The organism is Pseudomonas mediterranea CFBP 5447, assembly GCF_000774145.1.
Lineage (GTDB): Bacteria > Pseudomonadota > Gammaproteobacteria > Pseudomonadales > Pseudomonadaceae > Aquipseudomonas > Aquipseudomonas mediterranea.
Map to the genome: position 1 here is coordinate 1276451 of NZ_KN322987.1, position 22283 is coordinate 1298733.

The window sequence follows — 22283 nt, forward strand, 5'->3', positions numbered from 1 at the left end:
ACGACGAAGGAGCTGCATCATGATTGTCCGCCCGGTCGCCATCACCGACCTGCCCGCATTGCTGGACCTTGCCCGCTGCGCAGGCCCGGGGTTCACCAGCCTGCCGGCCAATGAAGAACGCCTGGCCCATCGCATACGCTGGGCCCAGCGTACCTTTGCCGGACAAGTCGAGCGGGCCGACGCCGACTACCTGTTCGTACTCGAGGACGATGACCGGCAAGTGGTCGGTATCAGCGCCCTGACCGGCGCGGTCGGCCTGCGTGAGCCGTGGTACAACTATCGGGTCGGGGTCACGGTCAGTTCTGCGCCGGAGCTGGGCATCCAGCGGCAGATCCCTACCCTGTTTCTCAATAACGAGATGACCGGGCAATCGGAAATCTGCTCGTTGTTCCTGCACCCCGCCCAGCGTCATGGTCATAACGGGCGGCTGTTGTCCCTGGCCCGTCTGTTGTTCGTTGCGGAGTTCTCCCAGTTGTTCGGGGAAAAACTGATCGCCGAGTTGCGCGGCCACGCCGATGAGCACGGTTGCTCGCCGTTCTGGGACAGCCTGGGACGACACTTTTTCCAGAAAGACTTCGCCTACGCCGATCAGTTATCCGGCATGGGCAACAAGTCATTCATTGCCGAATTGATGCCGCGCCAGCCGCTGTACACCTGCCTGCTCACCCAGCAGGCCCAGGCCGTGATCGGCAGGGCCCATCCGAACACCGAACCGGCCTTGAGGATTCTCGGCGCCGAGGGTTTCAGCCATAAGGGCTACATCGATATTTTCGACGGCGGCCCGGTGATCGAAGCGCCGGTCTCGAATATCCGCAGCATCCGCGACAGTCAGTCATTGATCCTGGCAGTCGGCTCACCGGACGAACAGGCCCCCCTCTGGCTGATCCACAACCGGCGCCTGGAAAACTGCCGGGTCACCAGCGCCCGGGGCCATCACAACGGCCATAGCCTGATCGTCGACCGGCTCGCCGCCAAACGCCTGCAAGTCCAGCCAGGTGACACGGTGCGCGCCGTGCCGCTGCTCGGTCAGGGGCGACAGGCCGTGGCGGCATAGAGAGTACACACGCACCACCTGCGGCCCCGGGACAACTGACCGCCAGTTGACTGGATTCGCTACCCGTGCCGGGCAACTCGACAAAAACGACTTAGTTCATTCGCAATACTTGTCGACAATTCCTTAGTTGCCCCTCCCCCACGCAAAACTCATACTTTCGCGCATCGACCCACTGCTGCGAAAACGTTCATGATCAAAAATCTAATCAGCGAAAATTTTTCGCCAGAGCACATAGCGAAAGAAATAAAAACATTAGACATGACCGCGCAAGTCAACCAACTGATCAGCGACTTGAATAGCCAGCCGTCGTTTGCCAAGACCCCGTCCCGGCGCGCGACCCTCATGAACATTTCCAATCCGCACACAGGAACTTTGCTGTTGCATTGCACCAGCATCGGCAATATCAGTATCAGGACTACCACCCCAGACAGCGCTCTTTCGCCACTCTACTCGGTCCCCGGGCAAAGTGTTTTATTTGCCCTTGACCAACCATACGAAGTGCAACTTTATATGCGCCATGAACAGCAACTTGAACAACTCGACAGGGTTATTGTTAATCAGCAAAACCCGCTTATCATCGATGGCAGTCGAACATTATTCGACTACGCTCCGACAGGGCTCGAAGCTGCGCGATTAACAGGTCGAATCAACTTGCTGGACAGAAGTGCCGACATCAGCGTGTTCGATCGCGTCTCGCTGCAGAAAGTAGCCTGGATGCCTCACGACGAAAGCGCCGCCCGGTTCCTGGTGAGCCTGGAATTGCTCGAAACGCTCGGCGACCCCGGAGGCTCCAAAGTTGCCGAAGAGCTGATCTATCACTATCACCCGGCAGTGGCGTGGAAGGCTTTTCAGCTGCTCTATCAGGCCGCCCCGCACAAGGCACTGAACTATGTCCCGCTGTTAAGAAAACTCAAGAATCCACGCCTGGATAATCTGCTTTCGCCATTGGAGAAGGCAGCATGAATCTGGAAACATTTATCGCACGTTTGAATACCCGTGACTTACAGCGGGACAAGCATTGCATCATGGACGACCTGCGTCAGTTGGCTTCGAACCGTTTTCTATTAAGCGAGCATCTTTATGCCTCGATCCAGGAGAATGGTTTCAGTACCCGTAACAGCCTCTACAATGCCTACGCATTTGTACTGCACAGCGATGACCTGTTCACGCTGCGCCTGGGGTTCTGGGCGCCGGTCAACCTGCATGATGAAGGCGAAACTTTTATCTATGACCTGAACCACAGTCACGACTTCGAAATGTATACCGTCGGTTACAGCGGCGACGGCTACACGACCATCATCCGCGAGATATTGGACGACCTGCCACTGCAAGCAGGCAAAGTTCCTCGACTGGGAAAACCGTGCAGCATCAAACTTTCGCCCGGCGAAGTTTTATACATGCCGCCCCTGAGGGAAATCCACAGGCAAATTGCACCCCAATCGATGTCCGCATCATTGAGTCTGCTAATTCATCCCGAACATTCGAACCTCGCTGACGAAGCCTGGTGTTTTGATGAACATTACATGCCGCTTTATCCCGGCATTGCTGCGCAAGAGACAGCACTGTTTACCCAGATGCTGTCATTGCTCCCCGCTGGGCAGTCGTCCGCTGCCCAGTAACCAAAAGAAGGAAGAAACCGTGAATAATCCAATGAAAAACTGGGATGAAACCCCCTTGTTGCGCGCGGCGGCCAATGTGGTCGATACCGCCATGCAACTTACCAGCGAAATCCAATGCACCATCCCGGGGTTCCCGACACGCTTCAACGTAGGGAACATCCATGAGATCAAGCAAATCTGGAGCGTGCCCGCACAACACTGAACGGGTCCTGGATAATCGCTCCCTACCGGGCCGCAGACCTCCCAGGCCTGCGGCCTTTTTCGATGCGCGGCAAACATGGCCCATGCGCATTCGTCATCATCCTTACGCCTGCCACGTGATAGCCTTTGGTTCTTTCGGCGTTGACATTTTTGCTCAAGCCCTTCCATTCCATTGGTGGAACTCATATGTCCAGGCTTTCCCATCAAGATTTGCGCCGTAACTTCCGCCAACTCCTGGCTTCTCAGACCTGCTACCACACCGCATCGGTGTTTGACCCGATGTCGGCGCGCATCGCTGCCGACCTGGGTTTTGAAGTGGGGATCCTGGGAGGCTCGGTTGCGTCGTTGCAAGTATTGGGCGCACCGGACTTTGCGTTGATTACCCTCAGCGAGTTCGCCGAACAGGCCACCCGCATCGGCCGTGTGGCCCAATTGCCGGTGATCGCCGATGCCGACCATGGCTACGGTAACGCCCTGAACGTGATGCGCACCATCATCGAACTCGAACGCGCCGGCGTGGCAGCCCTGACCATCGAAGACACCCTGCTGCCGGCCCAGTTCGGCCGCAAATCCACCGACCTGATCGGTGTAGCGGAAGGCGTCGGCAAGATCCGCGCAGCGCTGGAAGCCCGGGTCGATCCGGAAATGGCAATCATCGCCCGCACCAATGCCGGGATCCTGCCGGTGCAGGAAATCATCAGCCGCACCCAGCAATACGAACGTGCCGGTGCGGACGGGATCTGCATGGTGGGCGTACAGGACTTCGAGCACCTGGAGAAGATCAGCGAAAACCTCACGGTGCCGTTGATGCTCGTCACTTATGGCAACCCGCTGCTGCGCGACGACAAACGCCTGGCCGAGCTGGGTGTGCGGGTCACCATCGACGGTCACGGCGCCTACTTCGCCGCGATCAAGGCCACTTACGACAGCCTGCGCGAGCAACGGCAGATCTTCACCCAGGCCTCGGACCTTAGCGCCACCGAGCTGACCCACACCTACACCCAGCCCGAGGAATACATTCGTTGGGCCGAGGAGTACATGAGCGTCAAGGAATAACTGCGAAATGTGTGTTCACCACAGATCCCCTGTGGGAGCCGAGCTTGCTCGCGATGGCGGTGGGTCAGCCGACTGAAAGAGTGGCTGTGATACCGTCATCGCGAGCAAGCTCGGCTCCCACAGGCGCTTGTGGTGAATGCCGAGCCCTCAGCGCTCGCTGCGCAGCATCTCCCTGGGCACATACTTGCCGATTTCGAACTTGCCAATGGCCGCCCGGTGTACTTCATCCGGGCCGTCGGCCAGGCGCAGGGTGCGCTGCATGGCGTACATGTAGGCCAGCGGGAAATCGTTGGACACCCCGGCACCACCGTGGATCTGGATCGCACGGTCGATGACCTTCAGGGCCACATTCGGCGCGACTACCTTGATCTGGGCGATTTCACTTTTCGCGACCTTGTTGCCAACGGTGTCCATCATATAAGCCGCTTTCAGGGTCAGCAGGCGGGCCATGTCGATTTCCATCCGCGAGTCGGCGATCTTGTCGACGTTACCACCCAGGCGCGCCAGCGGTTTACCGAAAGCGGTGCGACTGACGGCACGCTTGCACATCAACTCCAACGCCCGCTCGGCCATGCCGATGGAACGCATGCAGTGATGGATACGGCCCGGGCCGAGGCGCCCCTGGGCAATTTCAAAGCCGCGGCCCTCACCCAGCAAGACGTTTTCGTACGGCACCCGCACGTTATCGAACAACACCTCGGCGTGACCGTGGGGTGCATCGTCGTAACCGAATACCGGTAGCGGCCGCACGATCTTGACGCCGGGGGTGTCCACCGGCACCAGGATCATCGAATGCTGGGCATGGCGCGGCGCGTCGGGGTTGCTCAACCCCATGAAAATCAGGATCTTGCAACGCGGGTCACAGGCCCCCGAGGTCCACCACTTCTTGCCGTTGATCACCCATTGGTCACCTTCGCGCTCGGCGCGGGCGGCCATGTTGGTGGCGTCCGAAGAGGCTACGTCCGGTTCGGTCATGGCGAAGGCCGAGCGGATCTCGCCGCGCAGCAGCGGTTCCAACCAGCGTTGCTTTTGCTCTTCATTGGCGTAACGCACCAGTACTTCCATGTTGCCGGTGTCCGGTGCCGAACAGTTGAACGGCTCCGGCCCCAACAACGAGCGGCCCATGATCTCTGCCAGCGGTGCGTACTCCAGATTGGTCAGGCCCGCCCCCAGTTCGGACTCGGGCAGGAAAAGATTCCACAAACCTTCGGCTTTGGCCTTGGCCTTGAGTTCTTCCATGATGGCCGTGGGCTGCCAGCGATCACCTTCGGCCACTTGCCGTTCGAACACCGCTTCGGCCGGGTAGACGTAGGTATCCATGAACGCCGTGACGCGTTCACGCAATTCCTGAACCTTGGGGGAATAGGCAAAATCCATGGGCAACACCTTCTGGCAGAGGTTGATTTCAGATCATGAAAGCGATGCTAGTTCAGCTACGAAAATTTACCTAACCTATTCTCGGCGTGTATTAACATTCATCACCGATATATGGTTCACTGATTCCAATCGCCATCCGACACGTCACGACACGCCCGAGAAACCCTCTAAAAACAAGAGTGCAGCGCCATGAATCTGAGCAAGGTCGACCTCAATCTCTTCATCGTCTTCGATGCGATCTACACCGAAGCCAACCTGACCCGCGCCGGGCAGATCGTCGGCATCACTCAGCCGGCCGTGTCCAACGCCCTGGCGCGCCTGCGGGAAACCTTCAACGACCCGCTGTTCGTGCGCACCGCCCAGGGCATGGTGCCCACGCCCATGGCCCAGAACATCATCGGCCCGGTCCGTAATGCATTGTCGCTGCTGCGGGTGTCGGTGCAGGAAAGCCGGATTTTCAATCCGCTGCAGGCGGTCAAGACCTACCGTATCAGCATGACCGACCTCACCGAAGGCGTGATCCTGCCCCCGCTGTTCCAGCGCCTGCGGCGGCTGGCGCCGACCGTGGCCATCGAGAGTTTCCTGTCCAAGCGTCGTGAGACCACCAAGGAACTGGCCGCCGGCCGGCTCGACTTCGCCGTCGACGCCCCGCTCAATACTGACCCACAGGTGCGCCACGTCAAACTCATGGAAGACCGTTACGTGTGTGCCATGCGCAAGGGCCATCCCTTGGCGGGCAAGGAAAAAATCAGCCTCGATGACTATCTCGCCCAGACCCACGTGCATATCTCCAGCCGTCGCAACGGGCTGGGCTATGTCGACCTGGCCCTGGGCAAGATGGGCATCCAGCGCAAGATCGCCCTGCGCTCCCAGCATTACTTGATGGCTTCCCAGGTGCTGCAACAGACCGACATGGTCATGACTGTTCCGGAACGGTTCTCCCGTCGCCACGACCTGCACGCCTTCCAATTGCCGGTCAACGATGTGCCGCCGGTGGAAACCCATCTCTATTGGCACGAGAGCACCGACCAGGACCCGGCCAACCGCTGGATGCGCGAGCAGATGATCGAGCTGTGCCAGCAGGTGACGGCCCATGAGAAGAAGCTTGAGCACGCGTAGGAGATCAACGGTGGGAGCGAGCCTGCTCGCGATGGCGACAGATCAGTCAACAACGAGGTTGGCCGATCCACCGCTATCGCGAGCAGGCTCGCTCCCACAGGTTTCATTTGCTTGACGTGAACGTCAACCTGACATTAGCTTAGCGCCAGCCCCTATCGTTTCGAGCGCGTCCATGAGCAGTCAGACCTATAGCATCTCCGACCTCGCCCGGGAGCTGGACATCACCACCCGGGCCATCCGCTTTTATGAAGAGCAAGGCCTGCTGAGCCCGGAACGACGGGGTCAGGAGCGCATCTACTCACCGCGGGACAAGGTCAGCCTGAAGTTGATCCTGCGGGGCAAGCGCATCGGTTTTTCCCTGGCCGAGTGCCGCGAGCTGATCGAGCTCTACGACCCCTCCAGCGGTAACCAGAAGCAACTGCACAGCATGCTGGCGAAGATCGCCGAGCGCCGGGAACAACTCGAACAGCAACTGCTGGACATCGAACAGATGAAGCTGGAGCTCGACACCGCCGAAGAACGCTGTATCCAGGCGTTGGAACAGACGCTCAAGGGGCAGGAAGCTGTTTAGCTGTCATACCCATTGTGGGAGCGAGCCTGCTCGCGATAGCGGTGTAACCGCCAACACCAATGTTGTCTGACAGACCGCTATCGCGAGCAGGCTCGCTCCCACAGTGGATCGCCCTGGCCCTCGATATATTGGCAACCCATTAAAGGTCTATCCCCATGTCCCTTCCCTCCTTTGTACGCCTGATCGAAGTCGGCCCCCGCGACGGTCTGCAGAACGAAGCGCAACCCATCAGCGTCGCCGACAAGGTGCGCCTGGTGGATGCGCTGAGTGCCGCCGGCCTGGGTTACATCGAAGTCGGCAGCTTTGTCTCGCCCAAGTGGGTGCCGCAGATGGCGGGTTCCGCCGAGGTGTTCGCGCAGATCCAGCGCAAACCCGGTGTCACTTATGGTGCCCTGGCACCGAACCTGCGAGGGTTCGAAGACGCGCTGGCGGCCGGCGTGAAGGAAGTGGCGGTGTTCGCCGCCGCGTCCGAAGCGTTCTCCCAGCGCAACATCAACTGCTCCATCAAGGAAAGCCTGGAGCGCTTCGCACCGATCATGGAGGCCGCCAAGCGCAACGGCGTCAGTGTGCGCGGCTACGTGTCCTGTGTGCTGGGCTGTCCTTACCAAGGCGCCGTCAAGCCCGAGCAAGTGGCCTGGGTCGCTCGCGAGCTGTATGCCATGGGCTGCTACGAGGTATCCCTGGGCGATACCATCGGCACAGGCACCGCCGGCGCCACGCGCAAGCTGTTCGAAGTGGTTTCGGCAGACGTTCCCCGAGACAAACTCGCCGGTCATTTCCATGACACCTACGGCCAGGCCATGGCGAACCTGTACGCCAGCCTGCTCGAAGGCATCGCCGTGTTCGACAGCTCCATCGCCGGCCTCGGCGGGTGCCCGTACGCCAAGGGCGCCAGCGGCAACGTCGCCACCGAAGACGTGCTGTACCTGCTCAATGGTCTGGGCATTGAAACCGGCGTCGACCTGGACGCACTGATCGTCGCGGGCCGCCAGATCTGTGACGTGCTCGGGCGCCCGACCGGTTCGCGCGTCGCCAAGGCCCGCAGCGCCCAATGAGGTGTTACCGCACCGGCTGGAAACGAGTAACACGGAAACAATTTGTCAGATCTGCCGCGCACCCCTGCTCACCCGAAAAACTCAAGCTACTGATTTATAAAGGGTTTTAAAAGTTGGCACGGCACCTGCTATCTCTCTGGCATAACAAGAATAAAAAAAGCGGCAAACCCAATAAAAACAAGACGAAACGACTCTGACATAACAAAAACAACACGGCAGAGACGCAGCTAACAGATTTTTTTGGAGAAGATGTGCTTTTCAGGGTGCTTCCAGGAGCAACCCGCAACCGGGCAGAGAACAATAAGACTACCTTCAGGTAGGACCCGAATCGGTTGGATCGCCAGGCGAAAAAGCAGATCAGCGCTCAAAAAAATACGTTTGCTCTTGATCCCGGATGGGGATCGCCAAAAACAGAGGTAAAGGGTCACGGCTACCAAAAACAACAACAGGCTGCCCCTCAATAATAAAAAAAGAGCACGCGACGACAAAATTAAAGGGGAGCTTCGGCTCCCCTTTGTGCTGTCTGGAGATTGGCTTTTTATGGGAGCGAGCCTGCTCGCGATAGCGGTCTGTCAGTGACAGAGATGTCGACTGACATGGCCTCATCGCGAGCAGGCTCGCTCCCACAGGTATCGTGGCGAGTCTTATCGATCGCGCAGTTCTTCGATGCTGATTTCACGCATGCGGAATTTCTGGATCTTGCCGGTCACCGTCATCGGGAATTCCTCGACGAACTTGAAATGACGTGGCGTCTTGTAGTGGGCAATGCGTGTCTTGCACCAGTCCTGCAAGGCCTGTTCGGTCACGCTGTGCCCCGGATGGAACTTGATCCAGGCGACGATCTCTTCGCCATAGCGCGAACAGGGGATGCCGATCACTTGCACATCGGCCACCGCCGGGTGAGTGAAGAAGAACTCTTCCAGCTCACGGGGGTAAATATTCTCACCTCCCCGGATGATCATGTCCTTGTTACGTCCGACAATGCAGACATAACCCTGCTCGTCCATGGTCGCCAGGTCACCGGTGTGCATCCAGCCGTCCCGATCGATGGCCTCGGCGGTGCCCTCGGGGTTGTTCCAGTAACCGAGCATCACGCTGTAGCCACGGGTGCACAGCTCGCCGATGGTGCCCCGGGGGACAATGGCGCCGGCCTCATCGACAATTTTGCTTTCCAGTTGCGGTTGGGTGCGGCCGACGGTGGTGACGCGCAATTCCAACTCGTCTGAAGCACCGGTCTGCAGCGACACCGGACTGGTCTCCGTCATGCCATAGGCAATCTGCACCTCACTCATGTGCATTTCGTTGATCACCCGCCGCATCACTTCGATCGGGCAGGTCGAACCGGCCATGATCCCGGTGCGCAGGCTGGACAGGTCGAAGTCGTGCCGCTGCGGTTGATCCAGCATGGCGATGAACATCGTCGGTACGCCGTACAGTGCAGTGGCTTTTTCTTCGGCCACGGTGCTCAGGGTCAACAAGGGGTCAAAGGCGTCGTTGGGGTAGATCATGGTACTGCCGTGGGTCACGCATCCCAGGTTTCCCATGACCATGCCGAAGCAATGGTAGAGCGGCACCGGGATCACCAGCCGATCGTTGGCGCTGAGACCCAGGCTTCCGCCGACCATGTAGCCGTTGTTGAGAATGTTGCGGTGACTGAGGGTCGCGCCTTTGGGAAATCCGGTGGTGCCCGAGGTGTACTGGATATTTACCGGTTGCTCGACCTGCAGGCTGGCCTCGCGTTCGGCCAACCGTTCAGGCGAAACCGCCATGCCCAGGTCCGCCAATTGCGACCAGGGTAGAAACCCTGACGGTGGCCGGGGATCGAGGCTGATCACGCCCCGCAGCTCCGGCAAGCGTTCGCAGCGCAACTGGCCGATCGATTGCTCCGCCAGCTCCGGCGCGAGGGTTTGCACCATGGCGTGATAGTCCGAGGTCTTGAACGCCCCGGCGCACACCAACCACTGGCACCCGGACTGCTTGAGCACATATTCCAGCTCGGAGCTGCGGTAGGCCGGGTTGATGTTGACCAGGATCACGCCGATCTTCGCACTGGCGAATTGGCTGATGCACCACTGGGCGCAATTGGGAGCCCAGACGCCGAGACGATCACCGGTTTTCAATCCCAGCGCCAGCAAGGCCCGGGCGTGCAGATCGACCGCCTCGGCCAGTTGCCGCCAGGTGTAGCGCAGCGCCTGATGGCGAACCACCAACGCCTCGTTATCGGGGTAACGGGCCACGGTCTGGTCGAAAGCCTGGCCGATGGTCTGCGCCAACAAGGCCTTGGCCTGGGAGCCGCGGGTGTAGCTGAGCTGCGAATGCGAACCGGGTTGATCCATGACGCCCCCTCTTGTCTTTATTAGTGGGTTGCTACGCTGAACCTGTGAAACCAAAGCCTGCGCCGCAACCTGTGGGAGCCGAGCTTGCTCGCGATGAAGGCGCCTCGGTTCAATGCCGGAAAAGGGCGTTATCGTTCATCGCGAGCAAGCTCGGCTCCCACAGGGCCAGGCTGTCAGTTGCATCTACTCTGGACCAAGTTGACGTTAACGTAAAGGTGATTGACAGTCATTTGTTGCAGGCTTACGTTAACGTAAAGGTGAGAGCGCTACCGCCCCTCTCCACACCCGATAAAAAAGCCAAAGGTGTCCCATGAGCTACCCATCCCTGAATTTTGCCCTCGGTGAAACCATCGACATGTTGCGCGACCAGGTACAGGCCTTCGTCAAGGCCGAACTGGCGCCACGGGCGGCGCAGATCGACGTCGACAATCTGTTCCCCGCCGACATGTGGCGCAAATTCGGCGACATGGGCCTGCTGGGCATCACCGTACCGGAAGAATACGGCGGTGCCGGCCTGGGTTACCTGGCCCACGTGGTGGCAATGGAGGAAATCAGCCGCGGGTCGGCCTCGGTCGCCCTCTCCTACGGCGCCCACTCCAACCTCTGCGTCAACCAGATCAACCGCAACGGCAACCACGAGCAGAAATCCAGATACCTGCCGAAGTTGATCAGCGGCGAACATATCGGCGCCCTTGCCATGAGCGAGCCGAACGCCGGTTCCGACGTGGTTTCCATGAAGCTGCGGGCCGACAAGCGCGGCGACCGTTACGTGCTCAACGGCAGCAAGACCTGGATCACCAACGGCCCCGACGCCAACACCTACGTGATCTATGCCAAGACCGATCTGGAAAAAGGCCCCCACGGCATCACCGCGTTCATTGTCGAGCGTGATTGGAAAGGCTTCAGCCGCAGCAACAAGTTCGACAAGCTCGGCATGCGCGGCTCCAACACCTGTGAATTGTTCTTCGACGACGTCGAAGTGCCGGAAGAGAACATCCTCGGTGTGCTCAACGGCGGCGTCAGGGTGCTGATGAGTGGCCTGGATTACGAACGCGTGGTGTTGTCCGGTGGTCCCACCGGGATCATGCAAGCGTGCATGGACCTGATCGTGCCCTACATCCATGACCGCAAGCAGTTCGGCCAGAGCATCGGCGAGTTCCAGCTGATCCAGGGCAAGGTGGCCGACATGTACACCCAGCTCAACGCCAGCCGCGCCTATCTGTACGCGGTGGCCCAGGCCTGCGAGCGCGGCGAAACCGCCCGCAAGGACGCCGCCGGGGTGATCCTCTACACCGCCGAGCGCGCCACGCAGATGGCCCTCGATGCCATCCAGATCCTGGGCGGCAATGGTTACATCAACGAGTTTCCGGCCGGCCGTCTGTTGCGTGACGCCAAGTTGTACGAAATTGGTGCCGGCACCAGTGAGATCCGTCGGATGCTGATCGGTCGCGAACTGTTCAACGAGACGAAATGAATTTCGTCAGCTACGAGCGACAAGCTTCAAGCGGCAAGCGAACTGCGCTCTTGCTTGCAGCTTGTGGCTTGAAGCTCAAAGCTGCTACGGAGTAGCCCATGATTCTGCATACCCAGCTCAACCCACGTTCACCGGAATTCATCGCCAACCGCGACGTCATGCTCGAACAGGTCGAGGCCCTGCGCACCCTTCTCGCGCAAGTCCGACAGGGCGGTGGCCCCAAGGCCCAGGAGCGCCATACCTCCCGGGGCAAGTTGCTGCCGCGGGAGCGCATCAACCGGTTGCTGGACCCCGGCTCGCCCTTCCTGGAGATCAGCCCGCTGGCGGCCTACGAGGTTTATGGCGAAGACGTCCCCGCCGCTGGGGTGATCGCCGGCATCGGTCGCGTGGAAGGCGTCGAATGCATGATTGTCGCCAACGACGCGACGGTCAAAGGGGGCTCCTATTATCCGCTGACCGTGAAGAAACACCTGCGCGCCCAGACCATCGCCCAGCAGAATCGCCTGCCTTGCATTTACCTGGTGGATTCCGGCGGCGCCAACCTGCCGCGCCAGGACGAGGTGTTTCCGGATCGGGAGCACTTCGGTCGGATCTTCTTCAACCAGGCCAACATGAGTGCCCAGGGCATCCCGCAACTGGCGGTGGTCATGGGCTCGTGCACGGCCGGGGGAGCTTACGTACCTGCGATGGCCGATGAAGCGATCATGGTCCGCGAACAGGCAACCATCTTCCTCGCCGGCCCACCGCTGGTCAAAGCCGCCACCGGCGAAGTAGTCAGCGCCGAGGACCTGGGCGGTGCCGATGTGCATTGCAAGATTTCCGGCGTGGCCGATCACTACGCTGACAACGACGAACATGCCCTGGCGCTGGCCCGCCGCAGCGTCGCCAACCTCAACTGGTGCAAGCTCGGTGAGGTGCAGACACGCACACCCATCGCCCCGCTGTATGCCAGCGACGAGCTGTACGGCGTAGTACCGGCCGATGCCAAGCAGCCTTTCGACGTGCGGGAGGTGATCGCGCGCCTGGTGGACAGTTCGGTGTTCGATGAATTCAAGGCATTGTTCGGCACCACACTGGTGTGCGGTTTTGCCCATCTGCACGGCTACCCCGTCGCGATCCTGGCGAACAACGGCATCCTGTTCGCCGAAGCCGCGCAAAAGGGCGCGCACTTCATCGAACTGGCCTGCCAGCGCGGCATCCCATTGCTGTTCCTGCAAAATATCACCGGCTTCATGGTCGGGCAGAAATACGAAGCCGGCGGCATCGCCAAGCACGGCGCGAAACTGGTCACCGCAGTGGCCTGCGCCCGAGTGCCGAAATTCACCGTGATCATTGGCGGCAGCTTCGGCGCGGGTAACTACGGCATGTGTGGACGGGCCTACGACCCACGTTTCCTGTGGATGTGGCCGAATGCGCGGATTGGCGTGATGGGCGCCGAGCAGGCCGCCGGTGTGCTGGTGCAGGTCAAGCGCGAACAGGCTGAACGCAGCGGTCATCCGTTCAGCGCCGCCCAGGAAACCGAGATCAAGCAACCGATCCTCGATCAGTACGAAGAACAGGGCCACCCCTACTATTCCAGTGCCAGGCTGTGGGACGACGGCGTCATCGATCCGGCCCAGACCCGCGACATAGTGGGCCTGGCCTTGTCCGCGTCACTGAACGCACCTATTGAACCGAGCCGCTTCGGCGTGTTCCGGATGTAACCGGGGAATGCCCATGGACCACTTCAACACCCTTGAACTGCAGACCGACCCGCGCGGCGTTGCCACCCTGTGGTTGAGCCGCGAGTCGAAAAACAATGCGTTCAACGCCGAAATGATTCGCGAGCTGATTCTCGCGCTGGACCAGGTCAGCAGCGATCAAAGCGTGCGCTTCCTGCTGATCCGCGGCCGTGGCAAACACTTCAGCGCCGGCGCCGACCTGGCCTGGATGCAGCAGTCGGCCGAACTCGACTACCACACCAACCTCGACGACGCCCGGGAACTGGCGGAGCTGATGTACAACCTCGCCAAGCTGAAGATCCCAACGCTGGCTGTCGTCCAAGGCGCGGCGTTTGGCGGCGCGCTGGGATTGATCAGCGCCTGCGACATGGCCATTGGCGCGGATGATGCGCAGTTCTGCCTGTCGGAAGTGCGCATCGGCCTGGCGCCGGCAGTGATCAGCCCGTTCGTGGTACAGGCCATTGGCGAACGGGCCGCTCGGCGTTACGCCCTCACCGCTGAACGTTTCGGCGGACAACGTGCGAAAGAGATCGGTTTGCTGTCGGAAAGTTATCCGCCCGAGACGCTGAACGATCAGGTCGAACAATGGATCGATAACCTGTTGCTCAACAGCCCGGCGGCCATGCGTGCCAGCAAGGAGCTGCTGCGCGAAGTCGGCAACGGCGCCCTGACCCCGGCGCTGCGACGCTATACCGAGAACGCCATCGCCCGCATCCGCGTCAGCCCGGAGGGGCAGGAAGGCTTGCGGGCCTTTCTGCAGAAACGGCCGCCGAACTGGCAGGCCGGATCGAAACCTGTCCCATCGAAATCTGCCCCATCCAAACATGAGGAGCCCCGTCGATGAGCGCCCCTGTCCTCACCACCTTGCTGGTGGCCAATCGCGGTGAAATCGCTTGCCGGGTGATGCACACCGCCAAGGCCATGGGCCTGACCACGGTAGCGGTGCACAGCGCCACCGACCGCGACGCCCGCCATAGCCGTGAAGCCGACATCCGGGTCGACCTGGGCGGCAGCAAGGCGGCCGATAGCTACCTGCAAATCGACAAGTTGATCGCTGCCGCCCAGGCCAGCGGCGCCCAGGCCATTCATCCCGGCTACGGTTTTCTTTCGGAAAATGCCGGGTTCGCCCGGGCCATCGAAAACGCCGGACTGATTTTCCTCGGTCCGCCCGCCTCGGCCATCGATGCCATGGGCAGCAAATCCGCGGCCAAGGCCCTCATGGAAACCGCCGGCGTGCCCCTCGTGCCCGGTTACCATGGCGAAGCCCAGGATCTGGAAACGTTCCGCGCCGCCGCCGAGCGCATCGGTTACCCGGTGCTGCTCAAGGCCACCGCCGGCGGTGGCGGCAAGGGCATGAAAGTCGTCGAGGACGTCAGCCAACTGGCCGAAGCCCTGGCCTCGGCGCAGCGTGAGGCGCAATCGTCGTTCGGCGACTCACGGATGCTGGTGGAGAAATACCTGCTCAAACCACGTCACGTTGAGATTCAAGTGTTCGCCGACCAGCACGGAAACTGCTTGTATCTCAACGAACGCGATTGTTCGATTCAGCGCCGTCACCAGAAAGTCGTTGAAGAAGCTCCCGCCCCAGGCCTGACCCCGGAACTGCGCCGGGCAATGGGCGAGGCTGCCGTCCGCGCGGCCCAGGCGATTGGCTACGTCGGCGCCGGCACGGTGGAGTTCCTGCTGGATTCGCGGGGCGAGTTTTTCTTCATGGAAATGAATACCCGGTTGCAGGTCGAGCACCCGGTCACCGAAGCGATCACCGGGCTGGACCTGGTGGCGTGGCAGATTCGCGTTGCTCAAGGCGAGCCGCTGCCGATCACCCAGGAACAAGTCCCGCTGCGGGGCCACGCTGTCGAAGTTCGGCTGTACGCCGAAGACCCGGCCAACGACTTCCTGCCGGCCACCGGGCGCCTGGCGCTGTATCGCGAATCTGCCGCAGGACCGGGACGACGGGTCGACAGCGGCGTCGAGGAAGGCGATGAGATCTCGCCCTTCTATGACCCGATGCTCGGCAAGCTGATTGCCTGGGGTGAGGATCGTGAACAGGCGCGGTTGCGGCTGTTGAGCATGCTCGACGAGTTTGCCATCGGCGGGTTGAAAACCAACATCGGCTTCCTGCGCCGCATCATCGCCCACCCGGCCTTCGCCGCAGCGGAGCTGGACACCGGATTTATCCCACGTTACCAAGCGCAATTACTGCCAGAACCTGGTGAATTGAATGACGACTTCTGGTCCGCAGCCGCCCAGGGTTTCGCCTTGGGTCTGACGCCGCGGGTACGCCCTGACGACGCCGGTTCCCCGTGGTCCGCGACCACCGGCCTGCGTTTGGGACTGCCAAGGGAAACCACGTTGCATTTGAGCTGCGAAGGCCAGGATCGAGCGGTGACGCTGGACGTCCAGACCGCAGCCGCCGAACTTCGCGGCGAACACCTGGTGATCGGACACAACGGCCTGCGTCGCAGCCACCGGGCCATTCGCCAGGGCGACAGCCTGTATCTGCAATGGCAGGGCGATCTGCGTCACGTCGAGGTGTACGACCCGCTGGCCGCCGCCGAAGCCAGCCATAGCCATCAGGGCGGCCTGACCGCGCCCATGAACGGCAGCATCGTGCGGGTGCTGGTGAGCCCCGGCCAGACAGTTGAGGCCGGGACACAACTGGTGGTCCTGGAAGCGATGAAAATGGAGCACAGCATTCGTGCGCCCAAGACCGGAGTGATCAAGGCGCTGTATTGCCAGGAAGGGGAAATGGTCAGCGAGGGCAGCGCATTGGTGGCATTCGAAGAATAGGCATCGGCCCGTCCAAGGGCCGATCCGGTCAGAACCTGATGGTGGCCTGCACCACCACACCGATGATGCGGCATTGCTCGGTGTACAAGGTTTTCGGGTAAGTCGGATTGAGCGGAACCAGGTACTGTTGCCCGCTTTCTTCGATCAATTTGCGAAAGGTCGCGTCGCTGCTGCCCGGCAACTGGGCGACCACCAGCTTGCCGGGCACCGCCTCGATGGCCGGGTCCACCAGGATCGACATGCCTTCGGGAATGCTCAGCCCGGTCGGCGCGGTCATCGCGTCGCCCATCACCACCAGCCAGAACGCATCGCCTTGGGCGTGGTAATCCGTCAACTCATAACGCCCCTGGCTGTAGCGCTCGGGATCGACTTCGCGGATTTCGCCGACGTCGTGCCAGTCACTCACCGGGTAGCGGAAGTACGGGTTGTACTTCTGCGCCAGGGTCATGCCCTCTTCGGTCGAGGTATCCGGCTCGCGGATCACCATCGCCACTTCGAGGAACTCCATCCCCAATTCCTGCAGGACCCGGTTCATGTCTTCGACACTGGGCTGCCGGCGCTTGGTCAGCCAATGGCCGACGCCGCCCTGTGACATCCCCAGACGTTCTGCGAGCACCACTTGCGTGACGCGCAGCTCCTTCATTTTGGCCTTGACCAACTCTATCCATTTATCCATGAGCGGCACGATACGTGGATGACTCCGACCATCAAAACACATATTGTAGTATTTAAATTGTCGTCACAATTACGATGCGTACTATTCTGGATCGAGGATTTCAGCCCACTACGGAGAACCTCGACACCATGGATATCTTCAACAAAGACGAGCCCACCGGACCTTTCAACCCCCCGTTCCCTTCGCTCCAGGATTGCCCGGCGGCCCAACGGGCGCTGGACTATTACTTGAAACCGGGTGTTTCGGATGAACAGGAACACCGCTTTTTCGACGTGAACCGCAATATCACTGGCGAGGAAGCCCTCGTCCATGCGTGCGACCTGCTGCGTTGTGCGGCAGCGACCGCCCACGAGTCCGCCAACCGGCTGCAGGGTTCGAGCCGTGACCTGGCCTTCTCCGTGGTGCATATGATTGATCTGGCCAAGGTCATGCTGGACCGCTCCCTGGATGGCTACCCGACTCGATAAGCAGCGTAGTCAACGAGAACGGCACTGCGGCTGCGGGCGTCAGGAAATATTTTCCAATACGCGCAATAAAAACATTTGACCTGCAAATGATAATGATTATTATTGCATCAACTGATCGCGAGATCGGTCGATAGTCCAGAAGGCCTTAGGTCGGACTTCTGGAGTATCTCCTCATCAGGCTAATCACGGTTTTTGACCCGGCTCATTGCCGGGTCTTTTTTTGCCGATTTTCCGGTTTATTGCTTCGGTTGGTGAAGTCTTTGGCGGGCGCGGCCGATTCGATGACGGCGGCGATTATTCCTTACCCAACCCCCCGCCAAGCCGGCAAAAACTAACGACGGCCAGCACTTGAGAATCAACTGCGAACTCTCTAAGCTGCTTCTGCGTCCAGGGAGGACGCCCCCTGTTTTATGACGCAAATCGTCTCGATCTCCCCTTCCTTGCGTGTAAAGTAACGGCCATGGAAACCTCTCAAAGGAATCGTGACCGTGGCTAAATCGTCTTTTGATATCAGCGCCAATTTCGACAGCGGCAACATCCAGGTCGTGGACATCAGCAATCCGTTGCAATCGCTGTTGAAAATCCGCCCCGACACCCGCAGCGCCCACTTCCAGTGGTTCCACTTCAAGGCCAGCGGCCTGCATGTGGGCCATGAATATTCCTTCCGCCTGCTCAACGCCAGTCAATCGACCTACAGCAAAGGGTGGCCGGGTTACCAGGCCGTCGCCTCCTACGATCACGTCAACTGGTTCCGCGTTCCGACCCAATTCGAAGGCGATTCACTGCGTTTTTACCTGGAAGCCGAACAGCCCCACGCCTGGTTTGCCTATTTCGAGCCCTACGGCCGTGGCCGCCATGACTGGCTGATCGAGCAGGCCCAGCACAAGGCCGGAACCGAACTGCTGGCCACCGGTAAAAGCGTCGAGGGACGAGATATCCAGTTGCTGCGCAAGGGCAGCGGTGCCGAAGGCCGGCGCAAGGTCTGGATCATCGCCCAGCAGCACCCTGGCGAGCACATGGCCGAATGGTTCATGGAGGGCGTGATCGAACGCCTGCAGGATCAGGACGACGCACAACTGAACCGGTTGCTGGCCAAGGCCGATCTCTATCTGGTGCCGAACATGAACCCGGACGGCGCGTTCCATGGGCACCTGCGTACCAACGCCATGGGCCAGGACCTCAACCGTGCCTGGCAGGACGCCAGCCCGGAGATCAGCCCCGAGGTATTCTTCGTACAGCAGCAAATGGAAAAGTACGGCGTCGATCTGTTCCTCGACATCCACGGCGACGAGACCATCCCCCACGTCTTCACCGCCGGCAGCGAAGGCAACCCCGGCTACACGCCGCGCATCGCCAAACTCGAGGAGCGCTTTCGCAGCCACCTCAAGCACCAGACCAAGGACTTCCAGACCACCCATGGCTACACCCGCGATGAACCGGGCCAGGCGAACATGACCTTGGCCTGCAACGCGGTCGGCCAGAAATACGACTGCCTCTCCCTGACCCTGGAAATGCCCTTCAAGGACCACGACGACCACCCGAACCCGCAGACCGGCTGGTCCGGCAAGCGCTCGATGCAACTGGGCAAGGATGTGCTGAGCACGGTGGCGGATATGGTCGACGAGTTGCGCTGATCCAGCGACCTGATCCCGTGGCGAGAGAGCTTGCTCCCTCGCCACGGTTTCTGCTGATCAGGATTTGCCGCGCAACATGCTATCCAACACCTCGTCCCGCCGTACCCAGCCGTGGAACAGTGCCGCCGCCAGATGCACCAGCACGGTCAGGAACAGCAGGTAGGCCAGGTAGCCATGGGCCTTGCGCAACCACGCGAACGTCTGGGCATTCGCCGGCAGGATCGAGGGCAGTTGCAGCGAGCTGCTGAGCATCACCGGGTCCCCCGCCGCAGAGATCATGCCCCAGCCCAACAGCGGCAAGACCAGCATCAAGGCGTACAACAGGACATGGGAGGCCTTCGCCGCCAGTACCTGCCAGCCCGGCAGATCCCTCGGCAACGCTGGTGGGCGCGTGGTAAAGCGCACCGCCAGGCGCACGATCACCAGCAACAGAATCGCGATGCCCAGGGGCTTGTGCAACTGGAGCAGCCACTCATGCCGCTCGGACACCGAGGCCACCATGCCCGCGCCGATGAACAGCATGGCGATGATCATCAATGCCATCAGCCAATGCAGCAGCCGGGCCAAGGGTGCGAAGTGACGGGGGGCGCTCATGGGCGGGACTCCTGGGTGGCGGGCAACTGGCTCACTTCACTGGTACGCCGCAGATAGGAACTGGCGTACGCGGCGGAGCGCGCGGCCAGCAGCGGGTCTTCGGAACCTTCGATACCGCTGGGCAGGATCAGCGGGTCATAGTTGATGTCACGGCATTCGCCGTTGTCCTGCGCCTGGGTACTCTCCAGCACTAGCGTACCCGCGTTGAGCACCTTGCGATCGGTGGGCCATGGCTTGCTGGCGTCATTCACCGGATCGCCAGGATTGGCCAGGGTGATGTTCAACCGCCAGCGCAACGGTCCGGCGGCGAGACGCTTGGTCAGGTCCTGCTCCAGGTAGTCGGCGCCCTGGGCGGGTGGCGCATCCGCCGCGTCGGCGGTCAACGGGACCACGCCCCAGCGCACCGCCTGACGTTGCCCGGCCGGATTGACCAGATAAAATGCGTTGATGCCGTTGTAGGTTTCGGTGGCATAGCTGGCCGACGGCTTGGCGGTCTTGATCCATTGCAGAAACGGCATGGCTTCCGGGTGAGCGGCAAAGAATGCCGGTACCGCCGTCGGGTTCGGTTTCCCCGTGGCGGGGTCCGGTGACTGGGCCTGTTGGAACTGATAGAACGCCTCAGGCGTGCCCACCGGAAATACCGGCATGCTGTTCATGCCGGTACGCCACTGCTGGCCGTTGGCCTGGGTGAAGCGCAGCGCCAGGCTGCGGATCGGTACGCTGCCGTCCGGCGCGTACGGGTTGCCGCTGGGCAAGGCGAAACGTCCGACGACCGGCGTTCGTGCGGCCATGAACACCTGGGCGCTGGAATAGACCCGCGCCTCGCCGCTGCTTTCGAAATAGCCGGCGACACAAACGCCCTTCGAGTGATTACGCCGGAAGCCCGGATGAATCCCATTGTTCTTTTCCAGCACATTGACCAGCGCTTTGGGTGTCAGACGCTGTGGGTCAAGGGTGCCGTTGACGTAGGCAAACGCCCCCGCCAGTGCGGCAACAATCACCGCAATACCACCCAGGCGCAGGGTCAGGCTGGCGGCACTCAACGGTGGCCGACCCGATGCCGGGCCAGGTGAAGAGGAAGGATCAACCATGACGAAGCTCCAAGGCTCAAGGCCATTTGAGGAAAGGACCCGTCAGACGAAGGCCCAATGGTTTTATTCCCACGCCTCGTATTTATTTTTCCTACGCTGGAATAATCTCGTTCGGGGATCGTCTTTCCAGTCTCACTCAGCGAAGGCTCACCGGACGCCAAACGCCCATGAACGAACTCGATGACCAGTTGCGCACGCTCATCCCCCGACTACGGCGGTTTGCCGTGTCGCTGACGCGCAACCCCAGCAATGCCGACGACCTGGTGCAGACGTGCCTGGAGCGGGCCTTGTCAAAATGGAACGACAAGCGTCCGGACGGCGATTTGCGGGCCTGGCTGTTTTCCATCCTGTACCGGCAATTTCTCGATGGCCATCGCCGCTCCCGACGCTATGCCCGCATGCTGGAGTTCTTCACCGGTCGCGACGAGACGCACCCCTCGGCCGAGCGCAGCGTGATTGCCCAATCGTCCTTGCAGGCCTTCGACCAACTCACCACCGAGCAGCGGGCGCTGCTGCTGTGGGTGTCGGTGGAAGGCTTGAGCTACCAGCAAGTCGCCGACATCCTCGGCGTGCCGACCGGCACCGTGATGTCTCGCCTGTCCCGCGCCCGCCAGGCCTTACGCCAACTCAGCGAAGGCGAAATCACCCGCCCCACCCTGCGGATACTCAAATGATCAGCATGCCCCCCAGCGACCGCGACCTGCACGCCTACGTCGATCGCCAATTGAGCGAAGCCGACCAGCACCTGATGGACACCTACCTGAACAGCCACCCTGACGTCGCTGCCCGGGTCCGGGCCTGGCAACAGGACGCGTTGCGCCTGCGCACGGCCCTGAGTGGCGCCTTGCAACAACCGGCCAATCCGGCGCTCGACCCGGCCTTGATCCGCCAACGGCTCAAACATCGCTCACGCCGGCACCTGGCCAGTGCCGCAGTGCTGTTGCTGGCCGTCAGCGTGGGCGGTTTCGGTGGCTGGCAGGCCCGTCAAATGACCCTCCTCAGCGCCGCCCACCCCATGGCTGACGCCCTGCAGGCCTACCGGCTGTTTGCCCAGCAAGGCATCCTGCCGGCCGATTACCAGACGGGCGATGAAAGTAGCATGCAAGGCTGGCTCGACCGTTACTTCAGCCACGCCAACCGCCTCCCGGATCTTTCCGGTGCGGGATTCAAACCGGTCAGCGGCCGCTTGCTCAGCACCGAGCAGGGCGCGGCGGCGATGATCGTCTACCAGGATGAAAGCGGTCAGAAGATCAGCTTCTACGTGCGCCCACCGGGGCCGAGGAATTTCCTCCTGCCCCGGGGCAGCCGGCGCGACGGCGAACTGCAGGCCGAATACTGGTCCGGGCCGGGGTACAACTATGCGATGGTCATCCCCAGCGACATACCGGCCGCCCAAAGGCTCAAGCAAACCCTGGATTTCTGACCCCACCGCCCACCCCTGTGGGAGC

The 22283-nt window shown here is 60.9% G+C and carries 21 protein-coding genes; 16 read left to right on the forward strand and 5 right to left on the reverse strand.

Annotation, left to right across the window (positions count from 1 at the left end):
• Window positions 1–19 precede the first annotated feature (19 nt).
• From astA to N005_RS25515, 5 genes are all read left to right on the forward strand, one after another.
• Window positions 20–1054 carry an arginine N-succinyltransferase gene (gene astA / locus N005_RS25495; protein WP_047703717.1) on the forward strand — a complete coding sequence of 345 codons (1035 nt, stop codon included), beginning with the start codon at window positions 20–22 and terminating at the stop codon, window positions 1052–1054.
• A gap of 189 nt (window positions 1055–1243) precedes the next feature.
• Window positions 1244–2017: a hypothetical protein gene (locus tag N005_RS25500; RefSeq protein WP_047703718.1), complete on the forward strand. Its 774-nt coding sequence runs from the start codon at window positions 1244–1246 to the stop codon at window positions 2015–2017.
• A complete protein-coding gene (locus tag N005_RS25505) occupies window positions 2014–2673 on the forward strand; it encodes a transposase (RefSeq protein WP_047703719.1) in 660 nt (219 codons plus the stop codon). The genes N005_RS25500 and N005_RS25505 overlap by 4 nt, the downstream gene beginning before the upstream one ends.
• Window positions 2674–2692: 19 nt before the next feature.
• On the forward strand, window positions 2693–2875 hold the full coding sequence (locus N005_RS25510) for a hypothetical protein (RefSeq protein ID WP_047703720.1): 183 nt from the start codon (window positions 2693–2695) through the stop codon (window positions 2873–2875).
• 185 nt (window positions 2876–3060) lie between these two features.
• Window positions 3061–3930, forward strand: a complete 870-nt coding sequence (locus N005_RS25515) for an isocitrate lyase/PEP mutase family protein (RefSeq protein WP_041022419.1) — start codon at window positions 3061–3063, stop codon at window positions 3928–3930.
• A gap of 147 nt (window positions 3931–4077) precedes the next feature.
• Here N005_RS25515 and N005_RS25520 read toward each other — a convergent pair whose 3' ends face one another.
• Window positions 4078–5307, reverse strand: coding sequence for an acyl-CoA dehydrogenase (locus N005_RS25520; RefSeq protein ID WP_047703721.1), 1230 nt, complete (start codon window positions 5305–5307; stop codon window positions 4078–4080).
• Between the two features lie 189 nt (window positions 5308–5496).
• On the opposite strand from N005_RS25520, the gene N005_RS25525 reads away from it, so the two are divergent.
• The 3 genes from N005_RS25525 (at window position 5497) to N005_RS25535 (ending at window position 8052) form a co-directional block, all read left to right on the forward strand.
• Window positions 5497–6426 (forward strand): LysR family transcriptional regulator, encoded by a 930-nt coding sequence (locus N005_RS25525; protein ID WP_047703722.1) that lies wholly within the window; start codon window positions 5497–5499, stop codon window positions 6424–6426.
• Between the two features lie 172 nt (window positions 6427–6598).
• Window positions 6599–6997, forward strand: coding sequence for a MerR family transcriptional regulator (locus N005_RS25530; RefSeq protein WP_047703723.1), 399 nt, complete (start codon window positions 6599–6601; stop codon window positions 6995–6997).
• Between the two features lie 155 nt (window positions 6998–7152).
• A complete protein-coding gene (locus N005_RS25535) occupies window positions 7153–8052 on the forward strand; it encodes a hydroxymethylglutaryl-CoA lyase (RefSeq protein WP_047703724.1) in 900 nt (299 codons plus the stop codon).
• Window positions 8053–8696: 644 nt separating this feature from the next.
• On the opposite strand, the gene N005_RS25540 is transcribed toward N005_RS25535, so the two are convergent.
• The gene (locus tag N005_RS25540; RefSeq protein WP_047703725.1) at window positions 8697–10388 is read right to left on the reverse strand and encodes an AMP-binding protein; all 1692 of its coding nucleotides are present in this window, start codon (window positions 10386–10388) and stop codon (window positions 8697–8699) included.
• Between the two features lie 310 nt (window positions 10389–10698).
• On the opposite strand from N005_RS25540, the gene N005_RS25545 reads away from it, so the two are divergent.
• The 4 genes from N005_RS25545 (at window position 10699) to N005_RS25560 (ending at window position 16373) form a co-directional block, all read left to right on the forward strand.
• Window positions 10699–11862 (forward strand): isovaleryl-CoA dehydrogenase, encoded by a 1164-nt coding sequence (locus N005_RS25545; RefSeq protein WP_047703726.1) that lies wholly within the window; start codon window positions 10699–10701, stop codon window positions 11860–11862.
• A 98-nt stretch (window positions 11863–11960) separates the two neighbouring features.
• Entirely contained in the window at window positions 11961–13565 is a 1605-nt protein-coding gene (locus tag N005_RS25550) for a carboxyl transferase domain-containing protein (protein ID WP_047703727.1), read from the forward strand.
• A gap of 13 nt (window positions 13566–13578) precedes the next feature.
• Entirely contained in the window at window positions 13579–14427 is an 849-nt protein-coding gene (locus N005_RS25555) for a gamma-carboxygeranoyl-CoA hydratase (protein ID WP_047703728.1), read from the forward strand.
• On the forward strand, window positions 14424–16373 hold the full coding sequence (locus N005_RS25560) for an acetyl/propionyl/methylcrotonyl-CoA carboxylase subunit alpha (protein WP_047703729.1): 1950 nt from the start codon (window positions 14424–14426) through the stop codon (window positions 16371–16373). The genes N005_RS25555 and N005_RS25560 overlap by 4 nt, the downstream gene beginning before the upstream one ends.
• 28 nt (window positions 16374–16401) lie before the next feature.
• Here N005_RS25560 and N005_RS25565 read toward each other — a convergent pair whose 3' ends face one another.
• Window positions 16402–17049, reverse strand: coding sequence for a LexA family protein (locus N005_RS25565; protein WP_047703730.1), 648 nt, complete (start codon window positions 17047–17049; stop codon window positions 16402–16404).
• 128 nt (window positions 17050–17177) lie between these two features.
• On the opposite strand from N005_RS25565, the gene N005_RS25570 reads away from it, so the two are divergent.
• On the forward strand, window positions 17178–17516 hold the full coding sequence (locus N005_RS25570) for a DUF6124 family protein (protein ID WP_047703731.1): 339 nt from the start codon (window positions 17178–17180) through the stop codon (window positions 17514–17516).
• A gap of 482 nt (window positions 17517–17998) precedes the next feature.
• Window positions 17999–19150, forward strand: a complete 1152-nt coding sequence (locus N005_RS25575) for a M14 family metallopeptidase (RefSeq protein ID WP_047703732.1) — start codon at window positions 17999–18001, stop codon at window positions 19148–19150.
• Window positions 19151–19207: 57 nt separating this feature from the next.
• Here the strand turns inward: N005_RS25575 and N005_RS25580 are convergent, their stop codons facing one another.
• Together N005_RS25580 and N005_RS25585 are read right to left on the reverse strand one after the other, a co-directional pair.
• The gene (locus tag N005_RS25580; protein WP_047703733.1) at window positions 19208–19744 is read right to left on the reverse strand and encodes a cytochrome b; all 537 of its coding nucleotides are present in this window, start codon (window positions 19742–19744) and stop codon (window positions 19208–19210) included.
• The gene (locus N005_RS25585) at window positions 19741–20835 is read right to left on the reverse strand and encodes a catalase family peroxidase (RefSeq protein WP_047703734.1); all 1095 of its coding nucleotides are present in this window, start codon (window positions 20833–20835) and stop codon (window positions 19741–19743) included. The genes N005_RS25580 and N005_RS25585 overlap by 4 nt, the downstream gene beginning before the upstream one ends.
• A 167-nt stretch (window positions 20836–21002) precedes the next feature.
• On the opposite strand from N005_RS25585, the gene N005_RS25590 reads away from it, so the two are divergent.
• Complete coding sequence (locus N005_RS25590; RefSeq protein WP_047703735.1) at window positions 21003–21509, forward strand: sigma-70 family RNA polymerase sigma factor; 507 nt, start codon at window positions 21003–21005, stop codon at window positions 21507–21509.
• Window positions 21506–22258, forward strand: coding sequence for an anti-sigma factor family protein (locus N005_RS25595; protein WP_047703736.1), 753 nt, complete (start codon window positions 21506–21508; stop codon window positions 22256–22258). Before N005_RS25590 ends, N005_RS25595 begins: the two co-directional genes overlap by 4 nt.
• Window positions 22259–22283 lie beyond the last annotated feature (25 nt).